This window comes from Pseudonocardia sp. DSM 110487, assembly GCF_019468565.1.
Classification (GTDB): Bacteria; Actinomycetota; Actinomycetes; order Mycobacteriales; family Pseudonocardiaceae; genus Pseudonocardia.
On the sequence record NZ_CP080521.1, the window covers coordinates 4,791,547 to 4,809,616 of the forward strand.

The window sequence follows — 18,070 nt, forward strand, 5'->3', positions numbered from 1 at the left end:
GTAGCGAGCCCCCACGACTGTCTGCACGACCGTGTGCGCCCGACTACCGCGGATCACTAGGCTCGCCGCATGGCCGACGCCGACCGGGAGCGCTGGGACGCCCGCCATGCGGTCGCCGTTGCGGCGGACGCCGGGGTGCCGGCGCCGCCCGACGCGCTGCGTGGCCGGACGGAGCTGCTCCCGCCCGGCGGCCGGGCCCTCGACGTGGCCTGCGGCCGCGGCACCGTGGCCGTGTGGCTGGCGGAGCGGGGGTTCACCGTGGACGCGGTGGACGTCTCCCCGGTGGCGCTGGAGGCAGGGCGGGAGCTGGCGGCGCGGGAAGGCGTGACCGTGCGGTGGCTGCTGCACGACCTCGATGCCGGGCTGCCGGACAGCGGACCGTATGACCTCGTCGTCTGCCAGCGGTTCCGTGACCCCGCCCGCTACCCGGAGCTGGCCGCCCGCCTCGCGCCGGGCGGGCTGCTCGTCGTGACCGTGCTGTCCGAGGTGGGCGAGGGACCCGGGCCGTTCCGCGCGCCCGCGGGGGAGTTGCTCGCGGCGTTCGGCGCGTTCGAGGTGCTCCACCACGTCGAGCGGGACGGTGAGGCCACCGTCGTGGCCCGGGTCAATGGGCGGTCTTCGACGTCAGCCCGTCGGTGAAGTCGGCGTCCTTCGTCTCCCGCAGCGGCACGAGGCCGGCCACGCACACGAGTGCGATCACGAACACGTAGGCCGAGATCGCCGCGCTCGACCCGGTGCGGGCGAGCAGGTCCGTGGCGACGAGCGGGCTGATGCCGCCGCCAACGATGCCGCTCGCGCTGTAGGCGAACGAGGCGCCCGAGTACCGGAACCGCACCCGGAACAGTTCCGGCAGGAACGCGCCCATCGGCCCGTACAGCATCGCGAAGCAGAGCAGCCCGCCGGTCATGCCGAGCGTGATCAGCAGCGGGTTGCCGGTGTCGATCAGCCAGAACAGCGGGAACGCCCACAGCGCCGCGAGCACGGCCGACGCCATGCAGAGCCGCTTGCGGCCGATGCGGTCGGACTGCACGGCGAACCACAGCGTCGCCACCCCCATGACGGCCACGGCGACCATCGCGGCCAGCAGCATCGTGGTGCGGTCCAGGTGCAGCGCTGTGGTTCCGTAGGACAGCGCGAACGTGGTGACCGTGTAGAACAGCGTGTGCGCGAGGATGAACGACAGGGTTGCGAGCAGCAGTGTCTTCGGCTGGCTGCGCAGCAGGTCGACGAACGGCACTCGGGACCGTTCCTGGCGGTCCATCGCGGCCTGGAACACGGGCGTCTCGGCGATCCGCATGCGGATGTAGTAGCCCACCACGAGCAGCACGGCCGAGGCGAGGAAGGGGATGCGCCAGCCGACGGTGCGGAAGGTCTCGTCGGACATCGTCGCGTCCAGCAGCAGGAAGAGCGCGTTCCCGAGCAGGAACCCGACCGCCGGTCCGAGCTGCGGGAACGCCGAGTAGAGGCCGCGCTTGCCGGGCGGCGCGTACTCGGTGGCGAGCAGCACCGCGCCGCCCCACTCGCCGCCCAGCCCGATGCCCTGCAGGAACCGGGCGATCACCAGCAGCACGGGCGCGAGCACCCCGATCGTCTCGTACGACGGGATCAGGCCGACCGCCACCGTGGCCGCGCCCATGAGCACGAGCGAGACGATCAGCATCCGCTTGCGCCCGATCCGGTCGCCGTAGTGGCCGAACAGGATCGCGCCCAGTGGCCGCGCGACGAATCCGACGGCGTACGTCGCGAACGCCGCGAGCGTGCCGGCGAGCGGCGAGAACGACGGGAAGAACACCGCGCCGAACACGAGCGCCGCGGCCGTGCCGTAGATGTAGAAGTCGTAGAACTCGATCGCGGTGCCGACGAAGCTCGCGATCGCGATACGCCGGCCGGACGGTGCGGGGGAGCTCACGGGACGAGTGTGAGCGCCGTCGGATCCCAGTCCTCGGGGAGGGCGGGCCCGACCTCCAGCGCGGTCGCCAGGTCCACCGCCACTCCGCGTTCGGCGGCCTCGATCGTGGAGATCATCACGTCGAGCACGTGCTCGCCCAGCTCGCCGGACGCCCGCTCGGGTCGCCCGGCCCGCACGGCGCGGGCCAGCTCGAGTACCCCGGTGCCACGGGTGGCCGGCGCGGGGACGGCGGGTGTGGTGACCGCGTCGCCGTCCATGCGGTGCACGACGATCTCGCCCGCGAACGTGTTGGGGTCGGGGACGGCGATCGTGCCCTCGGTGCCGGAGATCTCGATGGTGCGCCGCTTCACCGCCGAGTCGAAGCTGAAGAGGCTTTGCGCGCTCGCGCCGCCCCCGAACCGGTAGATCGCGGCGACGTGGGTGGGCACGGTGACGTCGAAGCGCTGCCCCGCGCGGGGCCCCGACCCGACCGTGCGCACGGCACGCGCCCGCGACGTGACCGCCGAGACCTGCGAGACCGGGCCGAGCAGCTGGACGAGCGCTGTGAGGTAATAGGGGCCGAGGTCGAACAGCGGGCCGGCCCCGTCCTGGAAGAGGAAGTCCGGGTTGGGGTGCCACGACTCGGGGCCGGGGCTCTGCAGCAGGGTCAGCGCCGTGAGCGGCGTGCCGATCGCACCGGACTCGACGAGCCTGCGCGCGGTCTGGATGCCAGGGCCGAGGAACGTGTCGGGCGCGGTCGCCACGCGCCGCCCCGCGGCCCGCGCCGCGTCGAGCAGCTTGCGGGTGCTCTCGCGGTCCAGGCCGATGGGCTTCTCGTTCCACACGTGCTTGCCGGCGGCGATGGCCTGCAGCGCGACGTCGACGTGCGCCTGCGGCACGGTGAGGTTGACGACGAGCTCGATCTCCTCGTCGTCGAGCACCGCCGTCACCGAGCCGCCACGCGGTACGCCGAACGCGGCCGCCTGAGCGCGGGCCCGCTCCTCGTCGAGGTCGCCGACCGCGCGGACGTCCAGATCGGGGAGGCGTGTCAGGTTGCGCAGGTATTCGGTGCTGATGACGCCCGCGCCGATGACGCCCACCCGGACCGGGCCCGTCATGCCAGTCCTTCGGCACGCAGCCACGTGATGCTGTCGGCGACGGCCTGGAACCGATCGCCCCGGGTGTCGTCGAGCTCGACCACCCGCAGCGCATGCGGGGCGGCGGCGAGGATCTCCCGCACCGGGAGGTCGCCCTGCCCGACCGGCACCTGGTCGATCGGATCGGCCGTGGCCGGCCCGTCCTTGACGTGCACGGCCGTGACCCGGTCGCCGAGCCGCTTCAGCAGCGCCACGGGATCCTGACCGCCGACCGCGGCCCAGTACGTGTCGACCTCCAGCACGACGGCGTCGTCGAGGTGGGAGGCCAGCAGGTCGAGGGCCGTGGTGCCGTCGTGCACGATCTCCAGCTCCTGGGCGTGGTTGTGGTAACCGATGCGCACGCCGTGCTTCTCGGCGACGGCGGCCGCGGCGTTGAGGTCCTCGGCGACGGCGGCCACCCCGTCCGCGCTCTCGAAACGCTGCCGGTCGATGCGCGGGTCGAACACCGTGCCCACGCCGAGCGTGGCGGCGGTGCCGAAGATCTCGTCCTCATGGCCCGTGCCGACCACGTGCTGGTGCGCCGTAGGTGCGGTGAGCCCGCTCGCCGCGAGCGCCGGGCCGAGCTGCGCCGCGTAGTCGGTGAGCCGGAACGGCTCGACGTGGGCGAATCCCAGCCCGGCGAGGCGGTCGAGCGTGCCCGGCAGGTCCTCGGCCAGCAGCTCGCGCAGGGTGTAGAGCTGAACGGAGAGGGAGGTCACGCTTCGAGGATCACTGCTCGTGGGTCTGCGGGGCAAGCGTTGTCCCAGCGGGCGGACGCCGCGTTAGCCGGCCTTCTCGGCGGCCGGCACCGTCTCGCGCGCCGCCACCGCCGCGGCGAGCGCCGTGGTGATCGGCACCGAGGCCACCAGCCCGATGCTGCCCACCAGGGTCCGCACGATCTCGGTCGCCACGTCCTGCGACGTGACGACGTCGCTGAATCCGCGCCCGGACAGCGAGAACAGCAGCAGGAGCGGCAGCGCCGCACCGGCGTAGGCGAGCACGAGGGTGTTGACGGCGGAGGCGACGTGGTCGCGTCCGATCCGCATCGCGGCCGAGAACAGGCCGCGCGCGCTCAGGCCCGGGTTGGCGTGGCGGAGCTCCCACACGGCACTGGTCTGGGTGACGGTCACGTCGTCGAGCACGCCGAGCGCGCCGATGACGACCCCGGCGAGCAGGAGGCCACGGGCGTCGACGCCGGTGCCGAGCGTGGCGATCAGGTTGCTGGTCTGGTCGTCGAGGCCCGTGAGCTCGGCCGCGGCCGAGAACCCCGCGCCGAGCCCACCGATGAGCGCGAGCGAGAGCAACGTGCCGAGGACGGCCGTCGACGTGCGGGCCGACGGACCGTGCGTCAGGTACAGAACGGCGAACATGATCAGACAGGCGCCGACCACGGCGACCGCCAATGGGTCGCGACCCGCGAGGATCGCGGGGACCACGAAGAACAGCAGCACCACGAAGCTGAGGCCGAGCGCGGCGAGCGCGGCGAGGCCGCGCCACCGTCCCAGCACGAGCACCGCCAGGGCGAACAGGCCGGCGAGCCACCCGAGTGGAGCGCCCCGCTGGAAGTCCACGACCTGGTAGGAGCCCGCGTCGTCCGCGTCGGCGCCGGACCAGTTCAGCACGACCTGGTCGCCCACCGTGAACCGCGGCGTGCCCGGCTCGACCGGCACCACTTGCACGAGGTCCCGGCCGGGGCGGGGCCCGTCCGCCATGTGCACGACGAGCGCGAGGCAGGCGCCGTCGCCGGAGCCGGCGCTGCAGTCGCTGACCCGGGTGGCCGTCACCTGTGCCTTCACCGGTTCCTGGCTGGTCCGGTACGTCGTGGCGGGCGGGCCGCCGGTGGGCCAGAGCAGGGCGAGCCCGACGAGCGTGGCCAGCGCGCACGGGACGAGCAGGGCGGCGATGAGGATCCGCACCCTCCTCCCGGCGGGTCGGGCAGGTCCGTGGCCGTGCCCGTGGCCGTGACCGGCAGGCGCGGCGTCGTCCCCCGCTCCGCGCACGAACCGATCGGCCCAGCCGGGCAGCGGAACGCCGAGCACCCGCGCGCGGGCCGGTGGCGCGTCCTCGGTCTCATCGGTCTCGTCGGTCGTGCCGGTCTCCTCGGCCGCCCTGGCCTTGTCGTGCAGGCCGAGCAGCTCCGGGGTCAGCACCGGTGTCTCGGTGGTGGTCTCGACGAAGAGCTCGGCGGGGGCGCCCGGCGGGTCGCCGGGCCTGCGGTTGGGCAAGGCGGCCGGGGTCGGGTCCACGCGGGTCCGCTCGCGGCGGGGAGGCAGGTCGCGGGGGCCCGGCCGGCCGGGTGCCTGGTCGGGAGACCCGCGCGGCGGCTCGGGGCCGGCCTCCACGTCGGCTGCCGAGCCGGCGCCGGAGTGGGACTCGATCCGGCGAGTCCCGTACCGTTCCTCTGCAGCCGCGGGGGAGCCCGCGGCGCCGCCACGTGGGGCCGGGTCGTATCGGTCACGTTCGGCGCCGCGATGCTCGGCGTACGGGTCGGGCCCCGGTGCCTCGGCCCCGAAGGGGTCCGCGTCCGGGCGTGGGGTGTGGCGTCGGTCCGGGCCGGCTGGGTACGTCTCGTCTGGGTACGGCTCCGCGTGGTACGTATCCGCGGCATACGGGTTCGGCGCGTACCCGTCTCTCGCGTACCCGTCTCCCGCGTACTGGTCTGCCGCGTACCGGTCTGCCGTAGACCGGTCGTCGCGGCGCGGCGAGTCCGGGTAGGCGTTGTCCCGCTGCCGGGTCCCGCGCTCGGACAATGCGTCGGGCTGGTCGCCGGCCCAGTCCCGGGCGCCGTCCCGGTGGCCGCCGTTCGCGCTGCCGTCGTACCAGTCGTCGTACCCGTCGTCCGCGGTGGCGTCGGGTCGGCGGGTAGCAGGGTCGGCGCCGCGGGCGTGCCGCGGGCGCTCGGACCGAGGGGCGGGCTGGTCGACGGCGGGGAAGCCGACCTCCGGCGTGTGCGTGGCCGCGTCGGGCCGGTGCCGGCCGGATGCGCGTCTGCGGCGCACCGTCCCGGTGGTCTCGTCCGGATGGTCAGCAGGCACGCACCCATCCTGTCAACGCGTGCCGCATCCTTCCCGCCCCGTCCGCTCGCCGGTTGGTGTCGCGCGGTCACCGGCCCGTCACCTGGGGGTAAACGGTTGTGCGTGCGAGCGTCAGCGCGTCTGGCGTCCGCTCGGCGCATCGGCGCTGCTCTGATCGCCGATCTGCCCGCCCCCCTGATCGTCGCCGAGGCGGGCCAGTACGTCGTCGGCCACGTCGTCGGGGGACCGGTCGGTGTCGACGCCGAAGCCCGGCTCGTCGGGATCGAGCGGTTCGAGCGTGGCGAGCTGGCTGGTCAGCAGGGAGGGCGGCATGTAGTGGCCGCGGCGGTTGTCGACCCGGTTCTGGATGAGCTCGCGCGGGGCGAGGAGGTGCACGAACCGCACCGAGGGGTGCCCGTCGCGCAGGAGGTCGCGGTAGCTGCGCTTGAGCGCGGAGCAGGTGACCACGGCGCCGCGGCCCGCTACCTCCTGCTCGCCGATCCAGGCGGCTATCCGGCGCAGCCATGGCCAGCGGTCGTCGTCGTCGAGGGGGGTGCCGGCCGCCATCTTGGCCCGGTTGGCGTCGGTGTGCAGGTCGTCGCCCTCGACGAAGACCCATCCCGTGCGCGAGACGATCGCGTCGGCGACCGAGGTCTTGCCGACCCCGGAGACGCCCATCACCACCAAGGTGCGAGTCATGGTGGCAGCTTCCCGCATCGCCGAGCCCCGCGCTTGCACCCATGCTCGAACAGGTGTTCGATACAGGGATGGCTTCCGAGTTCCGATGGAGCGGGCAACAGGTGCTCGACGAGGGGATCGGCGCCGCGCCGGCGCTGCCCGGGATGCGTGGCCTGCTCCGCTCGGTGCGCACGCCGGAGTTCGCCGGCATGGTCTTCCACGAGGTGGAGGCGAAATCGGCGCTGAACCGGGTGCCGGCCGCTTCGCGGATGCCTTTCACGTGGACCGTCAATCCGTATCGTGGCTGCTCACATGGGTGCGTCTACTGCTTTGCGCGCAATACGCACACCTACCTCGACCTCGACGCGGGCGCCGATTTCGACAGTCAGATCGTCGTGAAGGTCAACATCGGCCGGGTGCTGGAGCGCGAGCTGCGCGCGCGGCGATGGCGGCGGGAGCCGGTGGCGATGGGCACCAACACCGACCCCTACCAGCGCGCAGAGGGCCGCTACCGGCTCATGCCAGGGATCATCGGCGCGCTGGCGCGCTCGGGCACGCCGTTCTCGGTGCTCTCGAAGGGCACGGTGCTCGCCCGCGATCTGCCGCAGCTCGCCGCTGCCGCCGCCGACGTGCCGGTCTCGCTGGGGGTGTCGATCGCGCTGCTCGACCGGCCGCTGCAGTCGCGGCTCGAGCCGGGCACGCCGTCGCCCACCGCCCGGTTGGAGCTGGTGCGTCGCATCACCGACGCGGGCCTCGACTGCGGGGTGATGGTGGCGCCGGTGCTGCCCATGCTCACCGACTCCGCCGAGGCCCTCGACGCCCTCTTCGCGCAGATCAGGGCCGCGGGTGCCAGCGGTGCCAGCGTCATCGCACTGCACCTGCGGCCGGGCACGCGCGAGTGGTTCCAGGCCTGGCTGGCCCGCGAACACCCGGGCCTCGTCGAGCCGTACGCCCGCCTCTACCGCCGAGGCTCGTACGTCGACGTCGACTACCGCCGGATGCTGTCCGAGCGGGTCCGCCCCCTGCTGCGCAAGCACGGCCTGGAGCGCGGGGTCGGAATGCCCCGCACCCCGCCGGAGGGGCCGCCACGCGCAGTGCCCGCGGAGCAGTTGGCGCTCCTCTAGCCACGACTTCACACAGCGTGTGGGCGCTTCACACAAGGCGGGCCCTGTGTGAAGCGGGTGCTGGGTGTGTGAAGTGAGGCGTTGGGCCGGGGTGCGCGGAAACCCGCTGGCCCCGGCCGGATAGCCTCTCTTGTCGTGATGCGCAGCCACCCCGCCGGCACTCTCCGTGCCGAGCACGCCGGTCAATCCGTGACACTCGCCGGGTGGGTGGCGCGCCGCCGGGATCACGGCGGCGTGATCTTCATCGACCTCCGCGACGCGTCCGGCTCGGCCCAGGTGGTGTTCCGCGAGGGCGAGATGGCCGAGCGTGCCCACCGGCTGCGCGCCGAGTTCTGCGTGCAGGTCAGCGGTGACGTCGTGCGCCGCCCGGCGGGCAACGAGAACCCCGACCTCGCCACCGGCCAGATCGAGATCACCGCCACCGGGCTCACCGTGCTGTCGGAGTCGGCGCCACTGCCGTTCCCGGTCGACGAGTACAGCGACGCCAACGAGGAGATCCGGCTCAAGCACCGCTACCTCGACCTGCGCCGCAGCGGCCCGGCGGCCGCGCTGCGGCTGCGGAGCGAGGCCAACCGGATCGCGCGCACCGTCCTGCACGAGCGCGCCTTCATCGAGGTCGAGACGCCCACGCTCACCCGCTCCACGCCAGAGGGAGCGCGCGACTTCCTCGTGCCCGCCCGGCTGCGTCCCGGCTCGTGGTACGCGCTGCCGCAGAGCCCGCAGCTGTTCAAGCAGCTGCTGATGGTGGCGGGCGCGGAGCGCTACTACCAGATCGCGCGCTGCTACCGCGACGAGGACTTCCGCGCCGACCGCCAGCCCGAGTTCACCCAGCTCGACATCGAGATGAGCTTCGTCGAGCAGGACGACGTGATCGAGCTCGGCGAGGAGATCGTCGCCGCGCTGTGGTCGGAGCTCGCCGGCTACGAGATCCCGCGCCCGATCCCGCGCCTCACCTACGCCGAGGCGATGTCCCGCTACGGCTCCGACAAGCCCGACCTGCGCTTCGGGGTGGAGCTCACCGACCTCACCGAGTACTTCGCCGACACCGCCTTCCGGGTGTTCCAGGCGCCCTACGTCGGGGCCGTCGTGATGCCCGGCGGGGCGAGCCAGCCACGCAAGCAGCTCGACGCGTGGCAGGAGTGGGCCAAGCAGCGCGGTGCTCGTGGCCTGGCCTACGTGCTCGTCGACGACAACGGGGCGGTCAGCGACCGCGGCCCGGTCGTGAAGAACCTGTCCGAGGCCGAGCGGGAGGGCCTGCCCAAGGCCGTCGGCGCCGCGCCGGGCGACGCGATCTTCTTCGCCGCAGGACACCCGTCCGACGCCCGCGACCTGCTCGGCGCCGCCCGCGGCGAGGTCGCCCGCCGCTGTGGGCTGGTCGACGAGAGCGCGTGGTCGTTCGTGTGGGTCGTCGACGCGCCGCTGTTCGAGCGGGTCCGGGACGACAAGGGGAACGAGATCGGCTGGACCGCGGTCCACCACCCCTTCACCTCGCCCAACCCGGAGTGGATCGACCGCTTCGAGGAGGCGCCGGACCGGGCGCTCGCCTACGCATACGACATCGTCTGCAACGGCAACGAGATCGGCGGCGGCTCCATCCGTATCCACCGCTCCGACGTGCAGGAGCGGGTGTTCGCCCTGCTCGGCATGGACGAGGCGGAGCAGCGGGAGAAGTTCGGCTTCCTGCTCGACGCGTTCGCCTACGGCCCGCCGCCGCACGGCGGCATCGCGTTCGGCTGGGACCGCACCTGCATGCTGCTCTCCGGTGGCGACTCGATCCGCGACGTGATCGCGTTCCCGAAGACCGGCGGCGGCTTCGACCCGCTCACGGCCGCCCCCGCGCCGATCACCCCGGAACAGCGCAAGGAGGCGGGCGTCGACGCGGTGCCGCCGCCCGCACCCGCCGCCGCGTCCCCGGCAGCCGACGAGCCGCCCACCAAGCTGTGAGCGGTGCTGATGCCCCCGGAAGGGGGCGCTAGCCCGTGCTGCACATGAGGGTGATCGCGTCCGCCGACCAGTCGGACGCGGTGCTCGATCTGCTACTGGCCGAACCGGGCGCCACCCACGTCACGGTGTTGCCGGGCGCCGCCGTCCAGCCCGCCGGTGACGTCGTGGAGGCCGCTGTCGCCCGCGAGGCCGCCGACGACCTGCTCGGGCGGCTCTGCGAGCTGGGCATCGACCGGACGGGCGGCGTGACGCTCGAGGCGATCGACACCAGCCTGTCCGACGCCGCCGACGCCGCCGTGGAGGCCGCACCCGGCGACCCGCAGGACGCGATCATCTGGGACGAGGTGGTGGCCCGCACGGGCGAGGAGTCCCGGCTGTCGGTGAGCTACCAGGCGTTCCTGACCATCGCGTGCCTGCTCGCCGCGATCGGCGCCATCACGGACTCGCCGGTCACGGTGGTGGGGGCGATGGTGCTCGGGCCGGAGTTCGGGCCGCTCGCCGCCGTCGCCGTCGGCCTCGTGCTGCGCCGCGGCGACCTCGTCCGCCGCGGGGCCATCGCGCTGGCCGCCGGGTTCCCACTGGCCATGGCGGTCACGGCCATCGGATCAGTGGTGCTCGATGCCGTCGGTCTGCTGTCCACCGCCGGGCTCGCCGATCTTAGCCAGGTCGCGTTCATCTACGAGGTCGGGCCGTTCTCGCTGATCGTCGCGCTGCTCGCGGGTGCGGCCGGAATGCTCGCGCTGACCTCCGCCAAGTCCGCGTCGCTCGTCGGGGTGTTCATCTCGGTGACGACCGTTCCCGCCGCCGCGTTCGCCTCGGTCGCGCTGGTCGAGGGCCGGTACGCGCAGGCGATGCAGTCCGCGCTCCAGCTCGCTGTCAACCTCGTCGGCATCGTCATCGCCGCGGCTGTGGTGCTCCTGCTCGCGCGCAGCCGGTCGGAACGCGGCGGGCGAAAGCTGTCCGCGGGGTAGGGTCGACACGATGGTTCGCGACCTGGGCAGCTTTCCCAGGCCGGTGCTCGCTGCGCTGGCTGCTGCCGAGCGGCTGCTCACCCGCCGGTCAGGCGCCGGCGTCGTGCTCGCAGATCCCGAGGACCTCGGGGGCAGCGAGCGGTCGGTGGTGGCGCGCGCCCGGCTGGCGCGCAACCCGTTCTCGCTCCCGCGCACGATCGTCGTCAAGCACTACCTCGGCGAACCCGAGCCGGACCGGCCCGACCCGTTCCACTACGAAGTGGCCAGCTGCCAGCTGTTCACCGCGCTCCCGGCCGAGTCGCGACCGAGCCCCGTGCTGATCGCGCACGACCCGCAGGCCCGCCTGCTCGTGCTGGAGGACCTGGGTCGCAGCTCCACGCTGGCCGACAAGCTCTTCGGCCCCGACGCCGACGCCGCGCGACGCAACATGCTCAGCTGGGCACGCGCGCTGGGCCGGATGCAGGCCGCGACGGCGGGCCGCGAGGGGGACTTCGGGGCGCTGCTGCGCAGGCTGGGGGAGCGGGCGTGGCGCGACCCGGTGGCCGAGGACGCGCGCGTCGCGCTCGCCAAGGGCCCTGCCCTGCTGGCCGCCGAGCTCGGAGTCGATGCCTCCTCCGCGGCCGTGCTGGAGGCGCACGAGACCGCCCGCCTGCTCGGCGGCACCCGGTACCGGGCGTTCAGCCCGTCCGACACCTGTCCCGACAACAACCTCGTCACCAGCCGCGGCGTGCGGTTCGTCGACTTCGAGTGGGGCTGCTTCCGCGACGTAGCGCTCGACGCCGCGTACTTCCGCGTGCCGTTCCCCGGCTGCGAGGCGAGCTTCGCCCTGCCGGCCGGCCTGGCCGACACCATGCTCGAGGCCTGGCGCAACGAGATCGCGACGGTCTGGCCCGACCTGGACGAGCCCGCCGTGCTCGAGCGCAGGCTGCTGCATGCGCAGCTGCTGTGGGTGTGGCTCACCACGTGGTGGCTCCTGCCCCGGATCCGGGAGCGCGATCGCCCGATCGGCCCCGACGCCACCCGCTCCCCCCGCATCAGCAGTGCACTGGGGCACTACTGGCGCCAGATGGCCCGGGAGGCGGAGACCGGGGGCCTGCCCGCCACCGCAGAGCTCGGTGACGCGGTGGCCGACGCGCTCGCGAAGCGGTTCCCCGACGCTCCCGGCACGCTGCCGGTCTACCCCGCGTTCCGCTCCGTCGCCTGACCGGGTCTGCGCTGGTCAGCACACTTAGTGGCTCGGACCGGGAGCCCGCCACGTATCTCGACGGACCAGCTTCCCGCTGGGCGCACCGGCGAACCGGCCGAGTACGCCCGGTACGAGGCCGGCTCGCCGGCACACCCAGCGGAAACCTGGATCCGCCGATATACGCCCCGGGCTCCCGGTCCGAGCCACTATCGTTCGCCCACCTGCCCTCAACACGTCATCCCGCGAACACCCCTGGTGAGCCGTCATAGCTGATCGTGGCGGTGTGAGCGTGCAGCCGTCGACTGTGCCACCGCCCGACCCGTTCCGGCCCCATCTCTCCCTCGTCCCGTCGCCGCGGCCGCGCCCTGTCCGGACGCTGGTGACGCTCGGCGACTCCACCGCCGCCGGCCTCGGCGACCCGCTGCCCGGCGGCGGGTGGCGCGGGTTCCCCGTACTGCTGGCCGATGCGCTCGGCGCGCGGCTGGTGAACCCGGCCGTCACCGGCGCCCGCATGGCCGATGTCCGCGGGGCACAGCTCCCCGTGGCGCTCGCCGCGGAGCCGGACGTCGCGGTGATCTTCGTCGGGATGAACGACACCCTGCGCTCGGACTTCGACCCGGTCCGGTTGCGCGGCGACCTCGCCACGACGGTCGGCGCGCTGCGTGCGGCAGGTGCGCACGTGCTGCTGATGCGCTACCACGACCACACGCGGGTGTTCCCGTTGCCGGGGCCGCTGCGCCGGGCTCTCTGGCGGCGGGTGGTGGCGCTCAACCTGGCCGTCGACGCGGTGGTCGCCGATGCGGGCGCCGGGGTGGGCGTGCTCGACCTGGACGGGTTGCCCGGCGGCTACGAGCCCGCGGCGTGGGCGATCGACCGGTTGCACCCCTCCGAGCTGGGGCACCGGATCCTCGCCGGCGGTCTCGCCGCGCTGCTCGTCGGCGCCGGCTTCGCCGTGCCGGCGCAGGTGAGCTTGCAGTGCGGCGGCGGCCGGGAGGTGACGGGCCTGCACCGGGCCGCATGGCTGGTGTTCAAGGGTGTGCCGTGGCTGGTGCGCCGCGGCCGCGACCTCGGCCCGGTGATCGTCCAGGGGCTGGTGGGCGAGCTGCGGGCGGGGCTCACCGGCCGGTGCTGATCAGCTCCCGCAGCGATGCCCACAGGCTGTGTGCCGCCTCCGCCGGAAGTGGCGCCAGGAATGCACGAGGTGGAGTAGGTCAGGCGGCGCGTCGTACCGGGACCGGTGCGACCGGCGCGGTGGGGGAGGCCACCGTGAGCAGCGCCTCGATCCGCCAGAGCTGGGCGCGGGTGCAGGTCGGGCAGATCCAGGTGATCGAGCCGTCCGGCTCGTGCTGGCTGCTCCACGCGAGACCGGCGGCATCCGCCGCGGTGCGTTCCAGGGCGCAGAGCGGGCAGGCCGTGTTCTCCATGTCACCGAGGCTTCCGGGTGCGGATTGCGGCCCGGTGAACCGCGGATAAAGGTTACGCTGCGTGGACGTCCGACTACTGGAGGTCCACGCGCATCGCCCGGGGGCAATATGTCCCTGTCCAGCAGGCGATGACGAGGGGGCCGAGGTGGGGCGGACCGGCACGTTGGCGGAGGCCGACTGGGAAGCTCATCGTGCCGCGGTCTTCGGTGCGGCCTACCGGATCCTCGGCACCGTGGCGGAGGCCGAGGACGTGACCCAGGAGGTCTGGTTGCGCGCCGCCGCCGCCGATCTGTCCGAGGTGCGGGATCTGCGGGCATGGCTGGTGACCGTGGCCGCGCGGACGTCCTACAACGTGCTGAAGTCGGCGCGCGTCCGGCGCGAGTCCTATGTCGGGCCATGGTTGCCCGAACCACTGCTCACCGGCCCGGACGCGGGCGCCCAGGTGCTCATGGACGAGTCGGTGAGCACCGCGATGCTGGTGGTGATGGAGACCCTGACCCCCGCCGAGCGCGTCGCGTTGGTGCTGCACGACGTCTTCGACCTCCCGTTCGGTGAGATCGCCGAGGTGCTCGGCAGCACACCCGCCGCCGGCCGCAAGCTCGCCTCCCGTGCGCGGGCGCGGATCGCCGCGGTCGGGGAGCGGCCCCGGGCGTCGAAGGCCGAGACGCAGCGCGTGCTCGAGGCGTTCAAGGCGGCCGCCGACGCGGGGGACATGGCCCGGCTCATCGCGCTGCTCCACCCCGAGGCCGTCTACGTCGCCGACGGCGGCGGCAAGGTCACCGCCGCCCGCAGGCCGGTCCACGGCGCCGAGCAGATCGCGCTCCTCACGGTCCGGCAGATCGAGATCAGGCGCCCGGACGCCTTCCGGATCGTCGAGGTCAACGGCCTCCCGGCCATGGCGACCTACCAGGCCGGTGAGCTGGTCTGGCTCGACACCGCGGAGATCTCCGACGGGCGGATCACCACGTTCCGGAGACTGGTCAATCCCGAGAAACTCGCGCGCGTCGGTCACACATGAGGTCGCCATCTTGACTCCCTGCCGACCCCCGATCCCGGAGGGCGAAGCGGATGAGAGGACGAACGATGGCCCGCGTTGTGATCATCGGAGGCGGTTTCGCCGGTGTGTGGAGCGCGGCGGGTGCCGCGCTGGCCCGCGGGGACGCGGACCTGCACGTCACGCTCGTCGCGCCGAACGAGCACATGGTGCTGCGCCCGCGCCTGTACGAGCCGGAGCCGGACCTCGCGAAGGTCGAGCTCAGCAGGATCCTCGGCCCGATCGGCGTCGAGCACGTGCCGGCAACGGTGAGCACGATCGACACCGGCCGCCGCATGGTGGTGGCCGACGGCGAGGAGATCGGCTACGACCGTCTCGTGCTGGCCGCGGGCAGCAAGCTCGTCCGGCCCGACGGCTTGCCCGGCGCGGAACGGCTCTTCGACATCGACACGCTGGACGGGGCCCGGCGCCTCACCGACCACCTGCGCGACCGGGAGGACTACTCAGCCGTGGTCGTCGGCGCCGGGTTCGTCGGCCTGGAGGCCGCCACCGCGCTGGTGGACCGGGGCCGGGTGCTGCTGGTGGACCGGTCGCCGGTGGTCGGGCACCAGCTCGGCCCAAGCCCGCGCGCGGAGATCGAGTCGGCGCTGGACGAGCTCGGCATCGAACGGCGCCTCGGCACGACCGTCGCGGAGGTCGGTGACGGCTACGCCGTCCTGACCGACGGCAGCCGCGTGGAAGCGGACGCGGTGGTCTGGTCGGTGGGGATGCGGGCCAGCGAGCTCACCCGGCAGGTCACAGGCGACCTCGACCACCTCGGCCGGGTACCGGTGGACCGTCACCTTCGCGCCCTGCCCGACGTGTTCGTCGCCGGGGACACCGCCGCGGCGGCGTTCGACGCCGACCACACCGTCATGCAGGCCTGCCAGCACGCCACCCCGCTTGGCAAGGTCGCGGGGTACAACGCGGCCGCCGACCTGCTCGGCGTGCCGCCGCGCGACTTCACCCCGGGCCCGTACGTCACCTGCCTCGACCTCGGCGGCGCCGGGGGGATCTTCACCCGGGGCTGGGACCGTAGGGTGATGGCCTCCGGCGCGGACGGCGCGGAGATCAAGAGGCGGATCAACCAAGCTATCCACCCGCCGGTCGACGACGCCGCCGCGATCCTCGCCGCCGCGGATCGCGTCCGCATCGAGCTCCCGTTCTTCCCCCGCTCAGAGGAGGTTTCCGCGGCATGATCCTGGTGACCGGGGCCACGGGCAACGTCGGACGGCACGTGCTCGCCCAGCTCCGCGAGGCGGGCGCGGCCGACGTCCGCGCCTTGGTGCGGCCCGGGGCCACCCACCCGCACGACGGCGTCGACGTCGCGACCGGGCGCCTCGACCACCCGGACGGGCTGGACGCGGCGTTGACCGGGGTCGGGACGGTCTTCCTGGTGTGGCCGTTCCTCACCACCGACGGTGCGCCCGCCGTGCTGAAGGCGATCGGCCGGCACGCCCAGCGCGTGGTCTACCTGTCGTCGATCGGCGTGGGCGGACCCGAGGAGCCGGCCGACCCCATCTTCACCCTGCACGCCGACATGGAACGGTTGATCGAGGCGAGCGGCCTGCCGCACACCGTGCTGCGTTCGGACACCCTCGCCAGCAACACCCTCGGCTGGGCCGAGCAGATCCGCGGCACCGGCGTGGTGCGCGGCCCGCTCACCGCGGCGACGGCGGTCGTCGACCCGCGTGACATCGCCGCCGTCGCGGTCCGGGCGCTCACCGACGAGGCGCACGTGGGCGCGACCCACCTGCTGACCGGGCCCGAGGTGATCAGCCGCCCCGAGCAGGTCGAGGCGATCGGGGCGGCGATCGGCCGCGAGCTCCGGTTCGAGGAGGTCCCCGTCCCGGACGCGCGAGCGCGGATGCTGGCCGACGGCCGCCCGCCCGCGTTGGTGGACGCCCTGCTGTCGGCCGCCGAGAACCGGTCGACCTCGACGCTGGTGACCTCGACCGTCGAGGACGTCACCGGGAGCCCACCGCACAGCTTCGCGCGGTGGGCGCGCGATCACCGCGAGGCGTTCCGCTGACTGGTGCGCAGGAACCGGTCGATCCGCACGAGCGCCTCCTCCAGGAGGGGGAGCGCCGTGGCGTAGGAGCAGCGGACGTGGCCCTCGCCGGACGGGCCGAAGACGCTGCCGGGCACGACGGCCACGTGCTCGGCGTGCAGCAGGCGCTCGGCGAACGTCTCCGAGTCCATCCCGGACGAGCGAATCGAGGGAAAGGCGTAGAACGCGCCGCCCGGCTCAGGGCAGTCGAGGCCGGTCTCGCGCAGTCCCTTGACGAACACTCGCCTGCGCCGGTCGTAGTCGGCGACCATCGCGTCGACCTCGTCGTCCGGCGCCGACAGCGCCTCCACGGCCGCGAGCTGCGAGACGTGCGGCGCGCACAGCATCGTGTACTGGTGCACGCGCACCGCCAGCTCCGCGACGGGTGCGGGCGCGCAGATCCAGCCGACCCGCCAGCCCGTCATCGCGTGGGCCTTGGAGAAGCCGCCCAGCAGCACGGTGCGCTCGCGGGCGCCCGGCAGCGTGCCGAGGCAGGTGTGGCCGCCGGTGTAGGTGAGCCGGTCGTAGATCTCGTCGGAGACGAGGTAGAGGTCGTGCTCCTCGGCGAGGCGCACGAGCCCCTCCAGCGAGGCACGCGGCTGCACGGCGCCGGTCGGGTTGGCCGGTGAGCCGATGAGGATCGCCTTCGTCCGGGGCGTGATCGCGGCCGCGACGACGTCGGCGTCGACGGCGAACCCGTCCTCCCAGCGGGTCGGCACCCGCACCGGGGTGCCGCCGGCGAAGGCGACGCACGGCTCGTAGGCCACGTAGCAGGGTTCGGGGACGATCACCTCGTCGCCCGGGTTGAGCAGCACCCGCAGCGCGAGGTCGAGGCCCTCGGACACGCCGGTGGTGATCAGGCACTCGTCGCCGGGGTCGTAGTCGGCGCCGTAGCGCTTCGCGAGATCAGCGCAGATCAGCTCGCGCAGCCGCGGGAGCCCGGCGTTGGAGGTATAGGTCGTGTAGCCGCGCTCAAGGGCGTAGATCCCGGCCTCGCGCACGCGCCACGGCGTCACGAAGTCGGGCTCGCCGACACCGAGGGAGATCACGTCGTCCATCTCGGCGGCGATGTCGAAGAAGCGCCGGATGCCCGACGGCGGGCAGGCGGCGATGACGGAGTTGAGCGCTTTCACGGGGTCACCGGCAGCCGGTGGTCGGCCTCCTGCTCGGTGAACGCGTCGCCGTCGCGCTTGTAGGTCTTGAGCACGAAGTGCGTGGCCGTCGACTGCACCCTGTCGATCGTCGAGAGCTTCTGCGCCACGAAATCCGAGACCGCCCGGATCGTGCGGGCGATCACCGTGCAGCGCAGGTCATGGGTGCCCGAGACCAGGTAGACGCTGCGGACCTCGTCGAAGCGGGCGATGCGCGTGGCCACGTCGTCGAACCCCACGCCGCGGGCAGGCGCGAGGGAGACGTCGATGAACGCGGTGACCGTCTCGCTGGTCGGGTCCTCGTCGACGGCGTCCCAGTCGACCACCGCCTTGTACCGGCGGATCGCCCCGGACGCCTCCCAGGTCGCGATCGCCTCGCTCACCTCGGCGACCGGCAGACCGGTCATCGTCGCGATCGTGTCGTGGGAGAGCTGGGCGTCGCGCTCCAGCAGTTCGAGGATCTGGCGCACG

At 73.4% G+C, this 18,070-nt stretch carries 17 protein-coding genes; 9 read left to right on the top strand and 8 right to left on the bottom strand.

The annotated features are described in order from the left end of the window. Positions 1 to 69 precede the first annotated feature (69 nt). Positions 70 to 639, top strand: coding sequence for a bifunctional 2-polyprenyl-6-hydroxyphenol methylase/3-demethylubiquinol 3-O-methyltransferase UbiG (locus K1T35_RS22325; RefSeq protein WP_220262051.1), 570 nt, complete (start codon positions 70 to 72; stop codon positions 637 to 639). On the opposite strand, the gene K1T35_RS22330 is transcribed toward K1T35_RS22325, so the two are convergent. The 5 genes from K1T35_RS22330 to K1T35_RS22350 form a co-directional block, all read right to left on the bottom strand. Continuing rightward, the gene (locus K1T35_RS22330) at positions 605 to 1,909 is read right to left on the bottom strand and encodes an MFS transporter (protein WP_220262052.1); all 1,305 of its coding nucleotides are present in this window, start codon (positions 1,907 to 1,909) and stop codon (positions 605 to 607) included. The genes K1T35_RS22325 and K1T35_RS22330 overlap by 35 nt on opposite strands. Next, on the bottom strand, positions 1,906 to 3,006 hold the full coding sequence (locus K1T35_RS22335) for a Gfo/Idh/MocA family protein (RefSeq protein ID WP_220262053.1): 1,101 nt from the start codon (positions 3,004 to 3,006) through the stop codon (positions 1,906 to 1,908). The genes K1T35_RS22330 and K1T35_RS22335 overlap by 4 nt, the downstream gene beginning before the upstream one ends. Then, on the bottom strand, positions 3,003 to 3,743 hold the full coding sequence (locus K1T35_RS22340) for a sugar phosphate isomerase/epimerase (protein ID WP_220262054.1): 741 nt from the start codon (positions 3,741 to 3,743) through the stop codon (positions 3,003 to 3,005). The genes K1T35_RS22335 and K1T35_RS22340 overlap by 4 nt, the downstream gene beginning before the upstream one ends. A 63-nt stretch (positions 3,744 to 3,806) precedes the next feature. Continuing rightward, positions 3,807 to 6,059, bottom strand: a complete 2,253-nt coding sequence (locus K1T35_RS49800; RefSeq protein ID WP_370645477.1) for a YibE/F family protein — start codon at positions 6,057 to 6,059, stop codon at positions 3,807 to 3,809. A 111-nt stretch (positions 6,060 to 6,170) separates the two neighbouring features. Continuing rightward, a complete protein-coding gene (locus K1T35_RS22350; protein WP_220262055.1) occupies positions 6,171 to 6,737 on the bottom strand; it encodes a gluconokinase in 567 nt (188 codons plus the stop codon). 68 nt (positions 6,738 to 6,805) lie between these two features. Here K1T35_RS22350 and K1T35_RS22355 point away from each other — a divergent pair, with 68 nt between their 5' ends. From K1T35_RS22355 to K1T35_RS22375, 5 genes are all read left to right on the top strand, one after another. After that, positions 6,806 to 7,840, top strand: coding sequence for an Rv2578c family radical SAM protein (locus K1T35_RS22355; protein ID WP_220262056.1), 1,035 nt, complete (start codon positions 6,806 to 6,808; stop codon positions 7,838 to 7,840). A gap of 135 nt (positions 7,841 to 7,975) precedes the next feature. Continuing rightward, positions 7,976 to 9,784: an aspartate--tRNA ligase gene (gene aspS / locus K1T35_RS22360; protein WP_220262057.1), complete on the top strand. Its 1,809-nt coding sequence runs from the start codon at positions 7,976 to 7,978 to the stop codon at positions 9,782 to 9,784. A 35-nt stretch (positions 9,785 to 9,819) separates the two neighbouring features. Next, positions 9,820 to 10,755, top strand: a complete 936-nt coding sequence (locus tag K1T35_RS22365) for a DUF389 domain-containing protein (protein ID WP_220262058.1) — start codon at positions 9,820 to 9,822, stop codon at positions 10,753 to 10,755. 10 nt (positions 10,756 to 10,765) lie between these two features. After that, on the top strand, positions 10,766 to 11,959 hold the full coding sequence (locus tag K1T35_RS22370; protein WP_220262059.1) for a hypothetical protein: 1,194 nt from the start codon (positions 10,766 to 10,768) through the stop codon (positions 11,957 to 11,959). A gap of 265 nt (positions 11,960 to 12,224) precedes the next feature. Continuing rightward, positions 12,225 to 13,073: an SGNH/GDSL hydrolase family protein gene (locus tag K1T35_RS22375; RefSeq protein ID WP_370645478.1), complete on the top strand. Its 849-nt coding sequence runs from the start codon at positions 12,225 to 12,227 to the stop codon at positions 13,071 to 13,073. Between the two features lie 79 nt (positions 13,074 to 13,152). Here the strand turns inward: K1T35_RS22375 and K1T35_RS22380 are convergent, their stop codons facing one another. Further along, positions 13,153 to 13,365 (bottom strand): hypothetical protein, encoded by a 213-nt coding sequence (locus tag K1T35_RS22380; RefSeq protein ID WP_220262060.1) that lies wholly within the window; start codon positions 13,363 to 13,365, stop codon positions 13,153 to 13,155. A 145-nt stretch (positions 13,366 to 13,510) separates the two neighbouring features. Here K1T35_RS22380 and sigJ point away from each other — a divergent pair, with 145 nt between their 5' ends. From sigJ to K1T35_RS22395, 3 genes are all read left to right on the top strand, one after another. Then, positions 13,511 to 14,383, top strand: a complete 873-nt coding sequence (sigJ, locus tag K1T35_RS22385; protein WP_220262061.1) for an RNA polymerase sigma factor SigJ — start codon at positions 13,511 to 13,513, stop codon at positions 14,381 to 14,383. A 65-nt stretch (positions 14,384 to 14,448) separates the two neighbouring features. After that, a complete protein-coding gene (locus K1T35_RS22390) occupies positions 14,449 to 15,597 on the top strand; it encodes an NAD(P)/FAD-dependent oxidoreductase (protein ID WP_220262062.1) in 1,149 nt (382 codons plus the stop codon). Beyond that, positions 15,594 to 16,430 (top strand): NAD(P)H-binding protein, encoded by an 837-nt coding sequence (locus K1T35_RS22395; RefSeq protein ID WP_220262063.1) that lies wholly within the window; start codon positions 15,594 to 15,596, stop codon positions 16,428 to 16,430. The genes K1T35_RS22390 and K1T35_RS22395 overlap by 4 nt, the downstream gene beginning before the upstream one ends. Here the strand turns inward: K1T35_RS22395 and K1T35_RS22400 are convergent. Continuing rightward, entirely contained in the window at positions 16,409 to 17,581 is a 1,173-nt protein-coding gene (locus K1T35_RS22400; RefSeq protein ID WP_220262064.1) for an aminotransferase class I/II-fold pyridoxal phosphate-dependent enzyme, read from the bottom strand. The two genes, K1T35_RS22395 and K1T35_RS22400, sit on opposite strands and share 22 nt — an antisense overlap. Further along, positions 17,578 to 18,069, bottom strand: coding sequence for an Lrp/AsnC family transcriptional regulator (locus K1T35_RS22405; RefSeq protein WP_220262065.1), 492 nt, complete (start codon positions 18,067 to 18,069; stop codon positions 17,578 to 17,580). The genes K1T35_RS22400 and K1T35_RS22405 overlap by 4 nt, the downstream gene beginning before the upstream one ends. Between the last annotated feature and the right edge of the window lies 1 nt (position 18,070).

Excerpts from the sequence above, each read along its gene's own strand:
- K1T35_RS22325 (WP_220262051.1), top strand. The coding sequence starts at position 70 with ATGGCCGACGCCGACCGGGAGCGCTGGGACGCCCGCCATGCGGTCGCC.
- K1T35_RS22335 (WP_220262053.1), bottom strand. The coding sequence starts at position 3,006 with ATGACGGGCCCGGTCCGGGTGGGCGTCATCGGCGCGGGCGTCATCAGC.
- K1T35_RS22350 (WP_220262055.1), bottom strand. The coding sequence starts at position 6,737 with ATGACTCGCACCTTGGTGGTGATGGGCGTCTCCGGGGTCGGCAAGACC.
- K1T35_RS22355 (WP_220262056.1), top strand. The coding sequence starts at position 6,806 with ATGGCTTCCGAGTTCCGATGGAGCGGGCAACAGGTGCTCGACGAGGGG.
- K1T35_RS22370 (WP_220262059.1), top strand. The coding sequence starts at position 10,766 with ATGGTTCGCGACCTGGGCAGCTTTCCCAGGCCGGTGCTCGCTGCGCTG.
- K1T35_RS22380 (WP_220262060.1), bottom strand. The coding sequence starts at position 13,365 with ATGGAGAACACGGCCTGCCCGCTCTGCGCCCTGGAACGCACCGCGGCG.
- K1T35_RS22390 (WP_220262062.1), top strand. The coding sequence starts at position 14,449 with ATGGCCCGCGTTGTGATCATCGGAGGCGGTTTCGCCGGTGTGTGGAGC.
- K1T35_RS22395 (WP_220262063.1), top strand. The coding sequence starts at position 15,594 with ATGATCCTGGTGACCGGGGCCACGGGCAACGTCGGACGGCACGTGCTC.